We start from the raw sequence: 15,391 nt of genomic DNA on the forward strand, positions 1-15,391 counted from the left end.
CGTCGCCCGTCCCGGGGGGGGCGCCCGCCCCCCTCGGGCGCTCCCGCCCCGCCCCCCCAACCGCCGGCGGGGGGGCAACACCCCCCCCCCCGGGCTTTTGCGGCGCGGGGGTCTGGGGGCGGAGCCTCCAGGGAACGGGGGACCCGCTCCGCGCAGCGGCCCACCCGCCCGCCCACCGGCTAGCGGCATATGGCCAGCGCGTCCAGTGCCACCGCCCCCTGCCCGCGGGGCAGCACCATCAGGGGGTTGATGTCCAGCTCGGAGAGGTCGTCGCCCAGTTCCAGCGCCATCCGCTGGACCCGCAGGACGACCTCCACCAGCGCGTCCACGTCCGCCGGCGGTGCCCCCCGTACGCCTTCCAGCAGCGCGTGCCCGCGCAGTTCGCGGAGCATGGTGCGGGCCTGGTCCTCCCCGAAGGGGGGTACGCGGACCGCCGCGTCGCCGAGGACCTCCACCAGGACGCCGCCGAGGCCGACGGTGACGGTGGGGCCGAACAGGGGGTCCTGGGTGACGCCGACGACCATCTCCACGCCGCGTTCGATCATCTGGCAGACCAGGATCCCGTCCAGCGGGACGTTCTCGTAGCGGGCGATGTCCGTCAGCTCGCGGTACGCGTCGCGGATCTGGCTGGCCGAGGTGAGGCCGACCTTGACCAGGCCGAGTTCGGTCTTGTGGGCCAGCTGCGGGCCCGAGGCCTTCATCACGACCGGGTAGCCGACCAGGCCCGCCGCGCGGACGGCGCCCGCCGCGCTGGTCACCAGCTGCTCGCGCGGGACGCGGATGCCGTACGCCCGCAGCAGCTGCTTGGCGGCGTGTTCGCTGAGCTGCTGGCCGGGGCGCATCAGGGCCCGGGCCTTGCGGTGGGAGGGGGAGGGGGTGCGGGGCGCGTCGGCGAAGGGGGAGCGGTAGGAGGCGGTGAAGCGGTGGTGGCCGAGGTAGGCGCGGACGGCGGTGATGCAGTTGCCGAAGGTGCGGAAGGTGGCCACGCGGGAGGAGCCGAGGAGGGTGGTCCGGTAGGCCTCCTCGGTGCCGACGGGGGAGCCCCAGATGACGCAGACCAGCTTGTCGGTGGCTTCGGCGGCGTCGACGAGGTCCTGCGCGAGCCGGTCGCTCATCGGGGGGAACGGGCCGGTGATCGGGCAGATCAGGACGCCGACGGAGGGGTCGGCGAGGATCGCGTCGATGATCTTGCGGCCGCGCCAGTCGCCCACCGGGTGGCCGCCGTTGTCGACCGGGTTGGCGACGTTGAGGTAGGAGGGGATCCACTGGTGGAGCTCGTCCTGCTTGGCGTCCGAGAGGGTGGGCAGGGTGAGGCCCGCCTCGGTGGCCAGGTCGGAGAAGTGGGCGCCGGTGCCGCCGGAGATGGAGTAGACGACGACCCCGTCGGCCTGCGGGGGCCTGGCCCGGGCCAGGAGGGCGGCGGTGTCCTGGAGTTCGTCGAGCCCGTCGACGCGGATGACGCCGAACTGCCGCATGGCGGCGTCCACGACGGTGTCGGCCCCGGTGAGCTTGCCGGTGTGGGAGGCGGCCATGCGGGCGCCGGTCTCGGTGCGGCCGACCTTGACCGCGACGACCGGGACCCCGTTGCGGGCGGCGCGGTCGGCGGCCAGCAGGAAGGAGCGGCCGTCCTTGAGGCCTTCGACGTAGCAGGCGATGGCCCCGACCTCGGGGCGCTCGGCGAAGTAGGAGATGAAGTCGGCGGTCTCCAGGTCGGCCTCGTTGCCGGTCGGCGCCCAGTGGGAGAGGCGGATGCCGAGTTCCTGGAGGGTGTAGACGGGCCGGCCCTGGTGCCCGGACTGGGTGATGAGGGCGATGGCGGGGCCGTCGAGGTCGTCGCGGAACCTCTCGAAGGCGTTGAGGTTGGTGTTCGGGCCGAGCAGCCGCAGTCCGGAGCGGTGTACGGCGGCGGCCAGCCGGGCCTGGGCGGCGGCGCCCGCGTCGCCGGTCTCGGCGAAGCCGGAGGCGAAGGCGACGGCGAACTTGACCTTGGTGTCGGCCAGTTCCTCGATGACGGGGAGCGGGTCCGCGACGAGGAGCACCGCGAGGTCGACCTGTTCGGGCAGCTCGGCCACGGAGGCGTGGCAGGGCAGTCCGAAGACGGCGGTGCGGGTCGGGTGGACGGGGTGGACGCGGGCGCCGACGCGTTCGGCCCAGGCGATGAGCTGCCGGGTGATGCCGGTGTTGGGCCTGCCCTCGGTGTCGGAGGCGCCGATGACCGCCACGGACTCGGGCCGGAAGAACCGGTCGAGGTCGGGCACGTCGGAGTGCAGGGGCCGTCCGCTGACGTCCAGCGCGTCCGAGTCCTCGGGTGCCGCCGTGGAGTGGACGGCCGTCCTGGGGGTCTCCCCGCAGGCCTCGACGCGTGCGCGGAAGTCGGTGGTGAGGGTGCCGTGAGTAGATCCAAGCATCGCTTCGCCCCGCCCTGCTCGATGAGTCCATAGCTGACGCGTAGTCAGATTACTGAACTGACGCGCCGTCAGGAACAGGGATGCGCAGGAAAGGTGGTGGAGGTGGTGTGCTTGAACGGTGGCAGAATCGTCCGCTCCGGTACAGAGGGGGTTTCGGCCCCTCTAGGTCGTCTCTTTCGGATCTTGCCGGTTAAGCCCGCGTCGTCCGGTGCCGTGCATCGGCGCGTTGGCGGGGCGCCCTTGTACTGGACGTACTCGGGTGCTCCGCCAACGCGGCGAGGTGCGGTGCCGGGCGGCGCGGGTCAGGCAAGATCCGGAAGAGACGGCCTAGGCCGGGCGCGTGCGCGCGAGGGCCCGGGCTATGCGTTCGGCGTCCAGGGACAGCTCGCGGAGCATCCCGCTGATGGGGTTCGTGTACCCGGTGAAGTACAGGCCCGGCGCGTTGCGCGGGGCGCGGGCGCCGTGCGCGATGGGGCGGCCGCGCTCGTCCAGTACGTCCAGGTGGCCCACCAGCCCCTCCAGCCCGCGCCGGTAGCCGGTCGCCGCCACCACCGCGTCCGGGGTGATCCGCGTGCCGTCGGCCAGCACCACCGCGTCGCCGTCGAAGCCGGTCACGGCGGCCACCGGCTCCACCCGGCCCGTGCGCACCGCCTTGATCAGGCCGACGTCCTGCACCGGCACCGCCCCCTCCAGGACCCTGCTGTACAGGCCGGAGGCCGGGCGCGGCAGACCGTACGCCGACAGGTCCGGGACCGCCTTGGCGGCGTACGCCCCCAGCCGGTCCACGAACCGCACCGGCAGCCGGCGCACCAGGATCCCCGTGCGCTGCGCCGGCCAGCCCAGGGTGGAGCGGCGCACGAGGTGCGGGACGGTGCGCACGGCGAGCCGTACCCGGGCGGCACCGCCCTCGGCGAGGTCCACGGCTATCTCCGCGCCGGTGTTCCCGACGCCGACGACGAGCACGTCCCGGCCGGCGTACGGGGCCGGGTTCCGGTAGTCGCGGGCGTGCAGCAGCCGCCCCGTGTACGCCTCGCGGCCCGGCCAGTCGGGCAGGGCCGGGGTGTGGTTGTAGCCCGTCGCCACCACCACCGCGCGGGCCGCGAGCAGCCGCCCGCCCGAGGCGTGCAGGGTCCAGCCCTCCCCGTCGGCGGCGCGCTCGATCCGGGTCACCTCGACCCCGGTCACCAGCTCCAGCTCGTGGAACTCGGCGTACTTCTCCAGGTACCGGACCACGTCGGCCCGCGCGACCCAGCGCCCGAAGCGGCGCGGGACCGCCAGTCCGGGCAGGCCCGACAGCCGCCGGGTGGTGTGCAGCCGCAGCCGGTCGTAGTGGCCGCGCCAGGAGGCGCCGACCGCGCCGGTCCGCTCGACGACCACCGCGCGCACCCCGCGGGCGCGCAGTGCGGCGGCCACGGCGAGGCCGCCGGGGCCCGCGCCGATCACGTACACGGGGCGGGGCTCGGTGGAGGTCAGATCGGGCTCGGGCATGGCCAGTGAGCGTATCGACACGCGGCGTTGATGGGTCTCGGACGAGGAGGGAATCGATTGCGGATCGATCACGGGCGGCGGCCGGCTCCGGCGCGGCCCGGCGCCCGGTCGGCGCGGATGCTGCCAAAGTGGGACATCCGGTCCTGGAGAGGAGTGCGTGCGCGATGTGGCAGCCCGACGGGTGGGACGTGCGCGTCCGCCTCGGAGTCCTCACCCCCCACGGCGACGTCGGCCCCGAGTCGGAGCTGCGCGCCATGGCCCCGGCGGACGTCGGCCTGCACGCCGCCCGGGTGCAGTTCGCCGCGATGGGCCCCGGCGTCGTGATGGGCCCGACCGTGCCGCTCGCCCCCGTCCGGGCCTTCGCCGAGCCGCCGCACGTGGACGACGCGGTCGGGCTGCTGGCCGCCGCGCCGGTGGCGGCGATCGGGTACGCCTTCACCAGCTCCGCGTACGTGATCGGCGCGCGCGGGGAGGCGTACATGCTGGACCGGCTGCGGGAGCGGGCGGACGGGCTGCCGGTGGTGGCGACCTGCGCCGCGGCCGTCGGGGCGCTGCGCGCGCTCGGGGTCTCGCGGCTGGCGCTGGTGGACCCGCCGTGGTTCGACGCCACCCTGAACGACCTGGGGCGGGGCTACTACGAGGAGGCCGGGTTCGAGGTCCCCTACGCGGCCCCGTGCGGGCTGCCCAGCGGGCAGGCGCTGATCCGGCCGGACGCCCTGTACGGCTGGGTTCGGGAGCAGGTCCCCGACACCGCGGAGGCGGTGCTCGTCGGCGGCAACGGCTTCCGGGCGGTCGGGGTGATCGAGGCCCTGGAGGCGGAGCTGGGGCGGCCGGTGCTGACCGCGAACCAGGTGCTGCTGTGGGCCGCCCTGCGCGCGGCGGGTGAGCCGGCGGACGGGATCGCGGGGTACGGGCGGCTGTTCTCGGTCGCCTGAGGGGGCCCCTCCGTGTGCGACCCCTCCGCGTGCGGACCCTCCGCGTGCGACCCCTCCGCGTGCGGACCCTCCGCGTCCGACCCCTTGCGGGATCCGCTCCGATCCGCTGAACTGACGTACCGTCAGATCGAGTGGGTGGAGGGGCGAACCGTGCAGACCATCTGGCTCACCGGCGCCGAATGGCTCGCCGTGCTGCGGATAGGCCTCGGCCTGTGGTGGCTGGAGAGCTGGCGGCACAAGGACAAGAAGGGCTGGTTCGAACGCGGCACCGGCATCGCCTGGGCCGCCGACGTCGCCGGCAAGCACCGCTGGGGCTTCGTCAAGACCGGCTTCGAGAAGGTCGTGAAGCCCCGGCCGCGGCTGATGGCGTACGTCGTCGTCTACGCCGAACTCGCCCTGGGACTCGGCCTCGTCCTCGGCTTCCTCACCCCGCTCGCCCTCGTCGGCGGCCTGCTCCTGAACCTGCTCTACCTGGTCCTGATGATCCACGACTGGGCCGAGCAGGGCCAGAACTCGATGATGGCCCTCATCTCGCTGGTCGCCCTCCTCGCGATGTCCTGGCAGACCTGGTCCCTCGACGCGGCGATCGGACTCTTCACGTGACCGCCGCACGGTACGACCTCCCCGAGACGGACGAGTTCACCCGCCCCTACTGGGACGCGGCCGCCGAAGGCCGCCTCCTGCTGCGCCGCTGCGCCGACTGCGGACGCGCCCACCACTACCCGCGCGAGTTCTGCCCCGCCTGCTGGGCCGGCGAGGACCGCGTCACCTGGGAGGAGGCGAGCGGCCGCGCCACCCTCTACACCTGGTCCGTCGTCCACCGCAACGACCTCCCGCCCTTCGGCACCCGCGTCCCCTACGCGGCGGCCGTCGTCGACCTCGCGGAGGGCCCCCGGATGATGACCGAGGTCGTGGACTGCCCGTACGGGGACCTGCGCATCGGCATGCCCCTGCGCGCCACCTTCCGCGAGGCGGCGGAGGGGGTGTGGGTGGCGGTCTTCCGGCCGGCGGAGGAGGCCTGACCCGCCGCAGGACCGGCCGGCGGCACCGGACGGCGGTGCGGAGAGGCCGGGCCCCCGATTCGGGCAGGGGCCCGGCCTCCGTCATCCGGGGGTGAATCTAGGCGCGGGCGCCGCGCCGTGGTGTGCGTGGCGTGCCGGGTTCCTGTGCTCTGCGTGCCGCGGGGGCCTCCGGGGCGTCCGGGGCCGACGCGCGGTGCTCGGTGGGCGTGATCCCGTAGGCCTGGCGGAACGCCCGGCTGAAGCCGGTGGCGCTGGCGAACCCCCAGCGGGCCGCGATCTCCTGGACGGGGTGGCCGCTGAGCTCCGCGCGGGCGAGGTCGGTGCGGGCGCGCTCCAGGCGGCTGCGGCGGATGTGCGCCGCGACGCTCAGGGGCTGGTCGCCGAAGAGGGCGTGGAGGCGGCGCAGCGAGATGTTGTGCCGGTCGGCGATCGCCCGGGGGGTCAGGTCCGGGTCGCCGAGGTTGTTCTCGACGAAGCGGTGGATCCGCTGGAGCGTCTCCTGGTCACGGGCCTCGGCGGGCGTCGCCCCGGGGTCGCCGAGCTGCCGCGCGAGGAACGCGGTGGCCAGGTCGAGGGTGACGGCCCCCAGCCCGTGCAGCTCCTCCGGGCGGCAGTCCGGGGCCCGTGCGAGCAGCGACTTCATGAAGTCGGCGAGGATGGCTCCCGACCCGGTGCCGGCGGGCAGGTTCCGTGCGAGGAGGCCGTCCAGCCGGTCCGGGCCGAGCGCCAGGGCCCGGCGGGGGATCTGCACGACCACCGATCCGAGCGTCCCGTCCGCGCACGCCCCCTCGCTCGGCCGTGAGGTGTCCGTGAGGACGAGTCCCCCCGAGACCACGGACTCGTTGCCCCGCTGGGAGATCCGGACGGCGCCCCGGGTGAGGAGCGCCAACTGCAGGTGCTCGGGATCGCCCCGCCGGACGTGGGTCATGGTGCGGCGCGAGCTCACCGGCGAGCACGTCACGGCGGACAGGCGCACCACGCCGAGGTCCAGCTCCGTGACGTCCGCCCGGAAGTCGGCCGTGTGCCGGCTGCTGAGCAGGACGGGCATCACCCGGCTGGAGACGGTTTCGCAGAACCAGTCGAACCTGTCCTCGCGCGCCTCGACGACGTCCGACGCCACCAGCGTTGCCATGCGGTTCCCCAGACCTCCACCTCGACCTGACACGAGCCCCGGCCCCGGACCGGCGTACGCGGCTCAGGGCCAGAGCAGCTCCCGCACCCAGCCGCCGCCCTCCGCGCGGCGGCGGTAGCGCAGGCGGACGTGCCGGCGGGCGGCGTCGCCCTGGAAGAACTCCGCCTCGGCGGGTTCCAGTACGTACCGCGTCCACGTCGGCGCCGGTGCGTCCGGTTCCGCGGCGGCCCGCTCCCAGGCCGCCGCCGAGGCCCGCGCCAGCTCCTCGGCGGAGTCCAGCACCTCGCTCTGCCGGCCGGTCAGCGCGGCCGCCAGCGCCCCGCGCGAGCGCACCGCCAGGTCCGCCCGGCCCTCCTCGGGCCCGCCCGCCACGACCCGGCCCCGGATCCGCACCTGCCGCGCCACCGACGGCCAGTAGAAGACCAGCGCCGCGTCCGCCCGGCCCGCCAGCTGGCGGCCCTTGGCGCTCGTGGAGTGCGAGGCGAAGTGCCAGCCCCGCTCGTCCACGTCGTGCAGCATCAGCACGCGCGCGTCCGGCCGCCCCTCGGCGTCCACCGTGGCCAGGGTCATCGTGTGCGGCTCGGGCTGCCCGGCCCGGGCGGCGTGCACGAACCACTCCCGGAAGAGGCCGGCCGGCTCGCCGGGGGCCGCGGCCGGATCGAAGCCGGGGAGCGGGACGTCCCACACCCGCAGGGAGTGCAGTACCTCGTGGAACTCGCTGCTGCTGCCTTCGCTCGTCATGCCGCCCAGGCTAGGAGGTACCCCGGCCGGGCGGCCGGACCGTCCAGGACGCGGGCAGGACGGGGACGGGACGCGGGCAGGACCCGGGCCGGGCGGGGGGCCGGATGCGGGGCGCTTCAGATCCAGCCGTGGTCGCGGGCCAGCAGGGCCGCCTGGAAGCGGTTCGTCGCCCCCAGGCGCTGCATCAGGTCCGCCACGTACTTGCGGTACGTGCGGACCGAGACGCCCACCTCGCGGGCCCCGCTCTCGTCCTTCTCCGCCTGGTACATGGTGGCCAGCACCTTGCGCTCGATCTCGCTCAGCCCGCCCTCCGGCCCCTGCCGGGCCGCGACCGCCTCCGACAGCGGCACCGAGTCCGACCACATCCGCTCGAACAGCGAGACCAGGTTGGCGACGAGGCCCGTCTCGCGGATCACCAGGGCCCCCAGACGCGGGTTCTGCGGGTCGATCGGGGTCAGCGCCGCCGCCCGGTCGAAGACCAGCATCCGTTCCAGCGGCTTGTCCGAGATCCGGATGTCCGCCCCCATCGCCGAGATCTCCTGGAGGTAGGCCAGCGTCGGGGCGTCCTCCACCGCCGCCGGGCGCATGATCGTGCGCATCTTGATGCCCCGCCGCAGGATCCGGGCGTCCAGCGGCCGGGACGCCTCGATGCTGGCCTCGCTCAGCGCCCCGTGCGGCTGCGTGGTCAGCCCCTCCTCCCGGGTGAAGAAGGTCAGCTCGTCGATCACCGCCCGGACGTTGGGCGTCCCCTCGACCCGCTCGATGGCCGGCCGCTCCGACGCGTCGCGCACGGCCGGACGTACCGCGTCCCGCTCCGCCAGCAGCGACTCCACCACCCGCTGCTCGGCCGCCACCCGCCGCAGCTCCTCCTGGAGCTCCCGCAGCCTCAGGTCGATCAGCCGCTGCACCGCGATCGCGGGCGGGGCCGGCCGGATGCTGCCGTTGTCGGCCAGGGAGGTCAGCTCCATCGACTCCAGCCGCGCCAGCCACTCCTCCACCTCGGGCACCGGCGCCCCGAGGTGCTCGGCCAGTACGGGGGGCGTGCCCTCCGTCAGCCGGAGCAGGCATCTGTACAGGTCTTCGTCCTCGGCTGACATCCCCAAGTGGATGAGGCTTCCGGCGCGCATGGTTCCCCCTTGTGATGGTGCCCCGTGTGGTCAGCACGGTGGGCTGATCATACGAACGTGAACACCGGCTGGCCATGGGTAACGGAAGCGTTCCCACCGGTCTTGGTTCCCGCGTCCGTGCAGCTTGTTGCACACACCGACGCAGGAAGCTGCGTCGGGAAACGCTCGAAAGCAGGTCCGGCGAACGGCAGTCTTCTCTGTGTCGGAACAACGGCGATCCACACAGGGGGAAACATGAAGAAGAACCAGCTCGGCGGGCACATCCGAATCGCCTCGCTCATCGCGGGATTCGCGGTTGCGGCCGGACTGACCTTCTCCGGTCCTTTCATCCACCCGCCGGCCCAGGACCAGCTCACCGCGTCCGGCCAGGTGGCCGAAAAGGCCCGCTGCTTCCTCTCCGTGGTGGAACCCGACGAGATCGACGTCAAGAACTGCGGGACCAAGGTGAAGCTCCCCGTCGACCGCCGCGAAACCTTCGACTGGGTTTAAGCACGACGGCCCCACGGCCCCACGGTCCCGGAACAAAGAACGAGGAAGGAAGAAGGGAGCCACACCATGACCGCCCACTCGGTACTCATACCGTTCCTGCCGACCCGGCCGGAACAGATCCTCCCCTACGCCGGCCTCGTCCACTGGACCCGGGCGCAGCGGCTCTGGCAGGGACAGTCCCTCATGGTCGAACCCCACCAGGGGTTCGTCCACGCCGCGGGAGCCGGCTTCCGGGTCCCGACCGGGCTGGGCGTCACGCTCATGCCGCTGCGCCACCCCTACGAGGCCGCTCTCCAGGCCCGCTCGCTGGCCCTGGCCACCGGGCAGCCGGTGACCGCCGGCTTCGGCCCCGGGGCGCCCTCCCTCCAGCAGGCCCTGCGCGGGGCCCCGTACCGCAGTCCCCTGACCGCGGCCCGCGAGTACCTGACGGCCGTGCGCGGCCTGCTGGCCGGGGAGCACGTACGGATGGCGGGCGAGTACGTCACCTGCGACGCGCAGCTCGCGCCCTTCCCCTCCGCCCCGGTGGAGATCGGGCTCGGCGTGCTCCGGCCCGCCATGGCCCGGCTCGCCGGAGAGGTCGCCGACGTGGCGATCACCTGGCTGACCCCGGCCGCCTACCTGCGGGACACCGTCCTGCCGGCGCTGCGCGAAGGCGCGGCGAAGGCCGGCCGGCCGGTGCCCAGGCTCGTGGCGATGGTGCCGCTGGCCCTCGCCCGGAAGGACCGCACGGCCGGCGAGATCGCACTCGCCAGCAACTCCGCGCACCTGGGACTCCCGCACTACATCGACATGCTGCGCAAGTCCGGGATCGGCATCACCGGCACGGACCGGGAGCTCGACGCGCGCGCCCTCGTCGAAGGGCGCGGATTCCTCAGCGGCGACATCACGGAACTCGTCGCACAGCTGAAGGAGTACGAGGAGGCGGGCGTCGACGAAGTCGTCCTGAACACCACCGGCGTGGCCAATTGCTACGGCCCGCCGGCGGCCTCCGAAGAACTCAGGACGATTCTGTCCGCCCTGGCCTGAACCCGGAACACCCGGGTCCGGCCCCCGCACGGCCGGACCGCGATCCGGCGTGCCCAGAACCGGCCCCGGCCGGAGTCCGTCCGGCGCGTCCACCGCGCAACCGCGGCCGACGCACCACCGCGTCCGGCACGTCCACGAAACGCTTCGAATTGCTTCGCATTCCTTGAAGGGGGAGTCATGGCGGGAATCAAAAGGCACCTGATGCTCTGGGGTACCGGAAAGCCGGGGGCGGAGCTTTCCGCCGAAGGCTCCGCGACGGTCGTCCTGGAGAATCCGGACCACCTTTCCACGCTGCTCGGCTCCGGCCTCGTCGGCCCCGGCTCGGTGGTGTTCGCCCCCGGCCACACCCCGGACGCGGGAATCCCCGACGGCCCCGTCGTCGCCGGCTACGAGGGATCGCTGAGCGAGCCCGGCCTGGAATGCTCCCTCGGCACCGACTTCTACCTCCAGATCCAGAACTACGGGGTCAGCGCCTACATGTCGGTGGTCGGCCCGACGCTGATCCGCGTCGCCGACGACATGGACCTCGACGCCTACCTCGCCGACGCCGACCAGGCCCGGCAGGCGGGCACCTTCCCCGACTTCCTCACCAACCCCGTCATCCAGCTCGCCGACCTGCCCGCCCTCGGCGCCGGACCGGCCGGCGACGGCCCCCGCTGCCGCCTGTACGCCGACCAGGACGGCTTCCTGTCCACCGCCCCGGGCGGCGCCCGGCTCGGCGTCCTCGGCGAGGACACCCTGGAGCAGCTCGACACCCGCTGGCTCCTCGGATCGGCAGCCGCCGCCGACGGCGGACCGGCCGCGGACCGCCCCTGGCTGGGCCGCTACCTCGCCGCGGTCGGCGCCGTCCGCGACCTGCGCTCCCGCGGCGTGGCCGCCGAGGTACGGGTCTCCGGGTTCGGCGGCCGGCTGAACGCCGCCGCGGCCTCCGTCCCGGCCGACGAGGCCGCCGACACCACCGACGCGCTGCTGCCGCTGCTGCTGTGGGCGGGCGAGGACGCCTTCGTCCACGACCCGGCGAGCGGGCGCACCTTCGGCCTCGACCCCGTCGCCGCGGGCCTCGCCGAGGTGCTGCTGGTCACCGGTTCGGCGGAGGCGGGCGCCGGCTACGCCGACCGGGCGGGCCTGGAGCAGGTCGCCGCGTACTTCGAGGACGCCGGGGTCACCCTGCGGACCCGCGAGCTCGTGACGGCGGGGCAGTGACCGCCATGACGACGATGACGATGACGACGACCACGGCCGCCAAGCCGATGTCCGACGCGGGCCACCGCGTCCCCACCCCCGCCCACGTCCCCGGACGCGCCGGCGAACTCCTCGCCTCCCTCGGCGACCGGGCCCGGCTCTGCGACCTGTACGACGAGGTCGGCGCGACCGTCTACCACGACCTCGCCGGCACCGGCACCCACGAGGTGCGCGAGCTCCTCGCCCTGGTCCGCCGCATCCCCGGCGACGTGCTCGACCTGGCCGCCGGCTCCGGACGCCTCACGCTGCCCCTGCTGGCCCTGGGCCGGCAGGTCACCGCCCTCGAACTCTCCTCGTACATGCTGGAGCTGCTCGACCAGCGGCTCGCCACCGTCCCGGCCGCCCTGCGCGAGCGCTGCCTGCCCGTCCGGGCCGACATGAGCGACTTCGACCTCGGCCGCCGCTTCGGCGCGATCGTGCTGGGCACCACCACCATCTCCCTCCTCGACGCCGAAGGACGCACCGGCCTCTACCGGGCCGTCCGCGAGCACCTGGAGCCCGGCGGCCGGTTCCTCCTCTCGACGGTCGACATGGCCGCCACCGGCGAGGGCCCCGCCGAGGTCGACATGGAGATCGTGACCGACAGCGGCCGCGCCTACCGCCTCTTCGAACACTGGACGCCGGACTCCGGCAGCCGCACCGTCACCCTCTTCCCCGCCGACCTCGGCGACGAAGGACCCGTGCAGGTGTGCACCACCACCATCGGCGTCCTGCCCGCCGCCCTCCTGGAGGCCGAACTGGCCGCCGCCGGGTTCTCCGTCCGCTCCCGCCACCCGCTGCCCGCCGTCGGCGAGCGCCACCACGACGTCCTGCTCGAAACGGAGGCGACCCCGTGAACGACACCGTGAAGACCCCCGGCCCGCACCCGCTGTGGCCGAACCTGACCGCCCCCCAGGACCAGGGCCGCGACGACACCTGCGCCGTCTCCGCCCACGGCGTACGGGTCCGCTTCGCCGACGGCCGCGAACTCCTCGACGGCTCCAGCGGCCTGTGGAACACCAACATCGGCTACGGCAACGAGGCCATCGCCGACGCCGCCGCCGAAGCCCTCCGCGAAGCCTCCTACCTCTCCGTCTTCCGCTACGAGAACGTCTACGCCCGGCGCGCCGCCGAGGCCCTCGTCGAAGCGGCCGGCCCCGACCACTACGGCCGCGTGCTGTTCTCCACCTCCGGCGGCGCCGCCAACGACCTCGTCATGAAGGTCGCCCGGCACTACCACGCCCTGCGCGAGGAGCCCCGCCGCAAGGTCGTCGTCGGCCTGCGCGGCAGCTACCACGGCCTCACCTTCGGCAGCTTCGCCCTCACCGGCGACGACCTCGGCCAGCAGCTGTACGGCGTCGACCAGCGGTTCGTCCGCCACGTCGCCCCCAACGACCCCGCCGAGCTGAACACGCTCATGGCCCGCCAGGGCGCCCAGATCGCCGCCGTCGTCGTCGAACCCGTCCTCGGCAGCGGCGCCGTACCCCTCACCGAGGAGTACCTCGCCGAACTGCTCCGGCTGCGCCGCGAACACGGCTTCCTGCTGGTCGCCGACGAGGTCGCCACCGGCTTCGGCCGCACCGGCAGCCTCTTCGCCTCCCAGCAGTGGGCCGAACAGCCCGATCTGCTCGTCTCCTCCAAGGGACTCACCAACGGCACCAGCGCCGCCGCCGTCGTCCTCGCCTCCCACCAGGTGGCGCAGGCCTTCACCGACGCCGGCGCCATGCTCACCCACGGCGAGACCCAGGCCGGCACCCCCGTCACCTGCGCCGCCATCACCGCCACCCTCGACGAGATGCGCCGTCTCGACGCGGTCGCCCTCGGCCGCCGCCTGGCCGAACGGCTCGACACCGAACTCGACGCCCTCGTCGCCGGCCACCCCCGGGTCGCCGCCACCACCGGCCTCGGCTGCTTCCGCTCCGTCCGGCTGTGCGACCCGGACGGCACCCCCTTCCCGCAGGATCAGGTCCACGCCCTGGTCCGCGCCATCCGGGACGCCGGCGCCATCGTCCACCCCGGCGTGCACGGCATCCAGCTGTTCCCCGCCCTCACCTACACCGACGCCGAACTCACCGAACTCCTCGCCGCCGTCACCGCCGGACTGGACCTCCACCTGGCGCGGACCGCCGCCCCGGCGGCCGAGGCCCTGGCGTGAGCGCCGGCTGGCACGCCCCGGCCCAGCAGCTGATCGGCTGCGACAGCCTGGGCGCCTGGTTCACCGGCCGACCCGAGCGGCGGATCACCGTCCTCGTGGACCCGGCCGTCGCCACCGCCCCGGTCACCGCCCGGATCCGGACCCTGCTCGCCGGGGACCGGTACGACACGACCGTGCTGGAGCTGTCCGGCCCCGGCGACCTGGACACGGTGGCCGCGCTCGCCACCCGGGTCGCCGACGCCGAACTGCTCGTCGGGATCGGCGGGGGCTCCCTCCTCGACCAGGCCAAGCTGGCCGCCCTCATCCGGACCAACCCCGACGCGTACGCCCGCCTCACGGTGCCGCAGCGCAGCGGACTGCTGGTCCTCGGCCACACCACCCGGCACGGACTCCCGCTGGTCGCCGTCCCCACCACGGTCGGCACCGGCACCGAGTCCAGCGGCGTCGCCTGCCTCGGCTACCCCGGCCAGGGCAAGCGGCTGGTGATGGGCACCGCACTGCGGCCCAGGGCCGCCGTCCTGGACCCGCTCGCCACCGCCACCCTCGACGACGAACTCGTCGCCGAAGGAGTCCTCGAAGCGCTCCACCGCGTGGTCAGCCCGTACGTCGGCGACCACGGGGACCTGCCCACCGAGGACGCGCTGGTGGAGACCATCGCCGAACGGCTGGTGCTGCTGGGCCACGAGGTGCGCGCCGCGCGCCGCGCCGGCCGCCCCACCGACGACCGGCTCCGGCTGGAGATCGCCAAACTCAGCGGCCTCAGCCACGCCGAATGGGCCCACCTCGGCCGCGACCTGTACGCGGTCAAGGGCTGGCTCATCGCCAACGAACTGTCCTCCGCCCTCGGAGTGCGCAAGATGACCGCGGTCGCGGCGATCCTGCCGCACCTGTGGCGGGCGATCTCCGACGGCGAGGCCCGCCTCGGCTCCGCCGACCGGCTCCGGCACCTGTGGAACCGGCTGCGGGCCACCGCCCCCGCGGACCTCCCCGCGGACCCGGCGGAAGGCATCGAAGCCCTCATCGACCACTGGGGCATCGGCCGCGGCATCACCGCGGGCCCCGACCGGCTCGCCGACGTCGCCCACCGCACCGTCCGCGCCTGGGGCGCCGGACTGCCGATGCTCGGCGGCCTGCGCACCGACGACGTCTACGGCCTGCTGGCCGACGCCGCCGCGGCCTGACACCGGCCCGGCACCACGAACTTCCGCACCCGCAGGCACCGCCGCGAGGTGCGGACGGGAGACCACATCCCACGCACAGAGCACGCCCTGATCGACACACCCGGAACAGGAGTACCTCTCATGCAGGACAACCTCGCGATCGACGCCTTCCCCGCCCTGGAGCTCGGCATGCAGGAGCTGGAGGCCATGGAGGCCCCGGGCTGGTGGACCGGCATCGGCGTCAGCGCCGGCGTCGTCGTCGCCTCGGCGGCCGGCTACGGCTCGTACGTCGCCTCCGCGGCCATCATCGCCACCTGAGAAACCCGTACCGCAGACGGCGGTACACCCGGCACCACCCACCGAACACCCCACACGGACAAGGAGAACGACCCATGCAGGACAACCTCGCGATCGACGCCTTCCCCGCCCTGGAGCTCGGCATGCAGGAGCTGGAGGCCATGGAGGCCCCGGGCTGGTGGACCGGCAT

General features: G+C 74.1%; 15 protein-coding genes. 10 read left to right on the top strand and 5 right to left on the bottom strand.

The window, feature by feature from the left end:
- Nucleotides 1-179 precede the first annotated feature (179 nt).
- A complete protein-coding gene (locus ACIPW5_RS24040) occupies nucleotides 180-2,408 on the bottom strand; it encodes an acetate--CoA ligase family protein (RefSeq protein ID WP_401248427.1) in 2,229 nt (742 codons plus the stop codon).
- A 327-nt stretch (nucleotides 2,409-2,735) separates the two neighbouring features.
- Nucleotides 2,736-3,896 (bottom strand): flavin-containing monooxygenase, encoded by a 1,161-nt coding sequence (locus tag ACIPW5_RS24045; RefSeq protein ID WP_401248430.1) that lies wholly within the window; start codon nucleotides 3,894-3,896, stop codon nucleotides 2,736-2,738.
- Between the two features lie 164 nt (nucleotides 3,897-4,060).
- On the opposite strand from ACIPW5_RS24045, the gene ACIPW5_RS24050 reads away from it, so the two are divergent.
- From ACIPW5_RS24050 to ACIPW5_RS24060, 3 genes are all read left to right on the top strand, one after another.
- Complete coding sequence (locus ACIPW5_RS24050) at nucleotides 4,061-4,831, top strand: maleate cis-trans isomerase (protein ID WP_401248433.1); 771 nt, start codon at nucleotides 4,061-4,063, stop codon at nucleotides 4,829-4,831.
- Between the two features lie 150 nt (nucleotides 4,832-4,981).
- Nucleotides 4,982-5,434, top strand: coding sequence for a DoxX family membrane protein (locus ACIPW5_RS24055; RefSeq protein ID WP_401248436.1), 453 nt, complete (start codon nucleotides 4,982-4,984; stop codon nucleotides 5,432-5,434).
- Nucleotides 5,431-5,853, top strand: coding sequence for a Zn-ribbon domain-containing OB-fold protein (locus ACIPW5_RS24060; RefSeq protein WP_401248439.1), 423 nt, complete (start codon nucleotides 5,431-5,433; stop codon nucleotides 5,851-5,853). Before ACIPW5_RS24055 ends, ACIPW5_RS24060 begins: the two co-directional genes overlap by 4 nt.
- Nucleotides 5,854-5,950: 97 nt before the next feature.
- Here ACIPW5_RS24060 and ACIPW5_RS24065 read toward each other — a convergent pair whose 3' ends face one another.
- From ACIPW5_RS24065 to ACIPW5_RS24075, 3 genes are all read right to left on the bottom strand, one after another.
- Nucleotides 5,951-6,985 carry a helix-turn-helix domain-containing protein gene (locus ACIPW5_RS24065; protein WP_401248442.1) on the bottom strand — a complete coding sequence of 345 codons (1,035 nt, stop codon included), beginning with the start codon at nucleotides 6,983-6,985 and terminating at the stop codon, nucleotides 5,951-5,953.
- A gap of 63 nt (nucleotides 6,986-7,048) precedes the next feature.
- A complete protein-coding gene (locus ACIPW5_RS24070) occupies nucleotides 7,049-7,726 on the bottom strand; it encodes a pyridoxal 5'-phosphate synthase (RefSeq protein WP_401248444.1) in 678 nt (225 codons plus the stop codon).
- 116 nt (nucleotides 7,727-7,842) lie between these two features.
- Nucleotides 7,843-8,823 (bottom strand): LuxR C-terminal-related transcriptional regulator, encoded by a 981-nt coding sequence (locus ACIPW5_RS24075; protein ID WP_401248447.1) that lies wholly within the window; start codon nucleotides 8,821-8,823, stop codon nucleotides 7,843-7,845.
- A gap of 264 nt (nucleotides 8,824-9,087) precedes the next feature.
- Here ACIPW5_RS24075 and ACIPW5_RS24080 point away from each other — a divergent pair, with 264 nt between their 5' ends.
- From ACIPW5_RS24080 to ACIPW5_RS24110, 7 genes are all read left to right on the top strand, one after another.
- Complete coding sequence (locus ACIPW5_RS24080) at nucleotides 9,088-9,342, top strand: hypothetical protein (protein WP_401248449.1); 255 nt, start codon at nucleotides 9,088-9,090, stop codon at nucleotides 9,340-9,342.
- 66 nt (nucleotides 9,343-9,408) lie between these two features.
- Nucleotides 9,409-10,368, top strand: a complete 960-nt coding sequence (locus ACIPW5_RS24085) for an LLM class flavin-dependent oxidoreductase (protein WP_401248452.1) — start codon at nucleotides 9,409-9,411, stop codon at nucleotides 10,366-10,368.
- A 177-nt stretch (nucleotides 10,369-10,545) separates the two neighbouring features.
- The gene (mpaB, locus tag ACIPW5_RS24090; RefSeq protein ID WP_401248455.1) at nucleotides 10,546-11,571 is read left to right on the top strand and encodes a daptide biosynthesis RiPP recognition protein; all 1,026 of its coding nucleotides are present in this window, start codon (nucleotides 10,546-10,548) and stop codon (nucleotides 11,569-11,571) included.
- Between the two features lie 5 nt (nucleotides 11,572-11,576).
- Complete coding sequence (mpaM, locus tag ACIPW5_RS24095; RefSeq protein ID WP_401248458.1) at nucleotides 11,577-12,446, top strand: daptide-type RiPP biosynthesis methyltransferase; 870 nt, start codon at nucleotides 11,577-11,579, stop codon at nucleotides 12,444-12,446.
- Nucleotides 12,443-13,744 carry a daptide-type RiPP biosynthesis aminotransferase gene (gene mpaD, locus ACIPW5_RS24100; protein WP_401248461.1) on the top strand — a complete coding sequence of 434 codons (1,302 nt, stop codon included), beginning with the start codon at nucleotides 12,443-12,445 and terminating at the stop codon, nucleotides 13,742-13,744. Before mpaM ends, mpaD begins: the two co-directional genes overlap by 4 nt.
- A complete protein-coding gene (gene mpaC / locus ACIPW5_RS24105; protein WP_401248464.1) occupies nucleotides 13,741-14,925 on the top strand; it encodes a daptide-type RiPP biosynthesis dehydogenase in 1,185 nt (394 codons plus the stop codon). The genes mpaD and mpaC overlap by 4 nt, the downstream gene beginning before the upstream one ends.
- A gap of 120 nt (nucleotides 14,926-15,045) precedes the next feature.
- Nucleotides 15,046-15,222, top strand: a complete 177-nt coding sequence (locus ACIPW5_RS24110; protein ID WP_164720927.1) for a daptide-type RiPP — start codon at nucleotides 15,046-15,048, stop codon at nucleotides 15,220-15,222.
- Nucleotides 15,223-15,391 lie beyond the last annotated feature (169 nt).

This window comes from Streptomyces sp. NPDC090077, from assembly GCF_044747545.1.
GTDB lineage: Bacteria > Actinomycetota > Actinomycetes > Streptomycetales > Streptomycetaceae > Streptomyces.

What these genes read in the sequence shown, in the direction of transcription:
- ACIPW5_RS24040 (WP_401248427.1), bottom strand. Translation starts at nt 2,408, where the DNA reads ATGCTTGGATCTACTCACGGCACCCTCACCACCGACTTCCGCGCACGC.
- ACIPW5_RS24045 (WP_401248430.1), bottom strand. Translation starts at nt 3,896, where the DNA reads ATGCCCGAGCCCGATCTGACCTCCACCGAGCCCCGCCCCGTGTACGTG.
- ACIPW5_RS24050 (WP_401248433.1), top strand. Translation starts at nt 4,061, where the DNA reads ATGTGGCAGCCCGACGGGTGGGACGTGCGCGTCCGCCTCGGAGTCCTC.
- ACIPW5_RS24065 (WP_401248442.1), bottom strand. Translation starts at nt 6,985, where the DNA reads ATGGCAACGCTGGTGGCGTCGGACGTCGTCGAGGCGCGCGAGGACAGG.
- ACIPW5_RS24070 (WP_401248444.1), bottom strand. Translation starts at nt 7,726, where the DNA reads ATGACGAGCGAAGGCAGCAGCAGCGAGTTCCACGAGGTACTGCACTCC.
- ACIPW5_RS24075 (WP_401248447.1), bottom strand. Translation starts at nt 8,823, where the DNA reads ATGTCAGCCGAGGACGAAGACCTGTACAGATGCCTGCTCCGGCTGACG.
- ACIPW5_RS24080 (WP_401248449.1), top strand. Translation starts at nt 9,088, where the DNA reads ATGAAGAAGAACCAGCTCGGCGGGCACATCCGAATCGCCTCGCTCATC.
- ACIPW5_RS24085 (WP_401248452.1), top strand. Translation starts at nt 9,409, where the DNA reads ATGACCGCCCACTCGGTACTCATACCGTTCCTGCCGACCCGGCCGGAA.
- mpaB (WP_401248455.1), top strand. Translation starts at nt 10,546, where the DNA reads ATGGCGGGAATCAAAAGGCACCTGATGCTCTGGGGTACCGGAAAGCCG.
- mpaM (WP_401248458.1), top strand. Translation starts at nt 11,577, where the DNA reads ATGACGACGATGACGATGACGACGACCACGGCCGCCAAGCCGATGTCC.
- ACIPW5_RS24110 (WP_164720927.1), top strand. Translation starts at nt 15,046, where the DNA reads ATGCAGGACAACCTCGCGATCGACGCCTTCCCCGCCCTGGAGCTCGGC.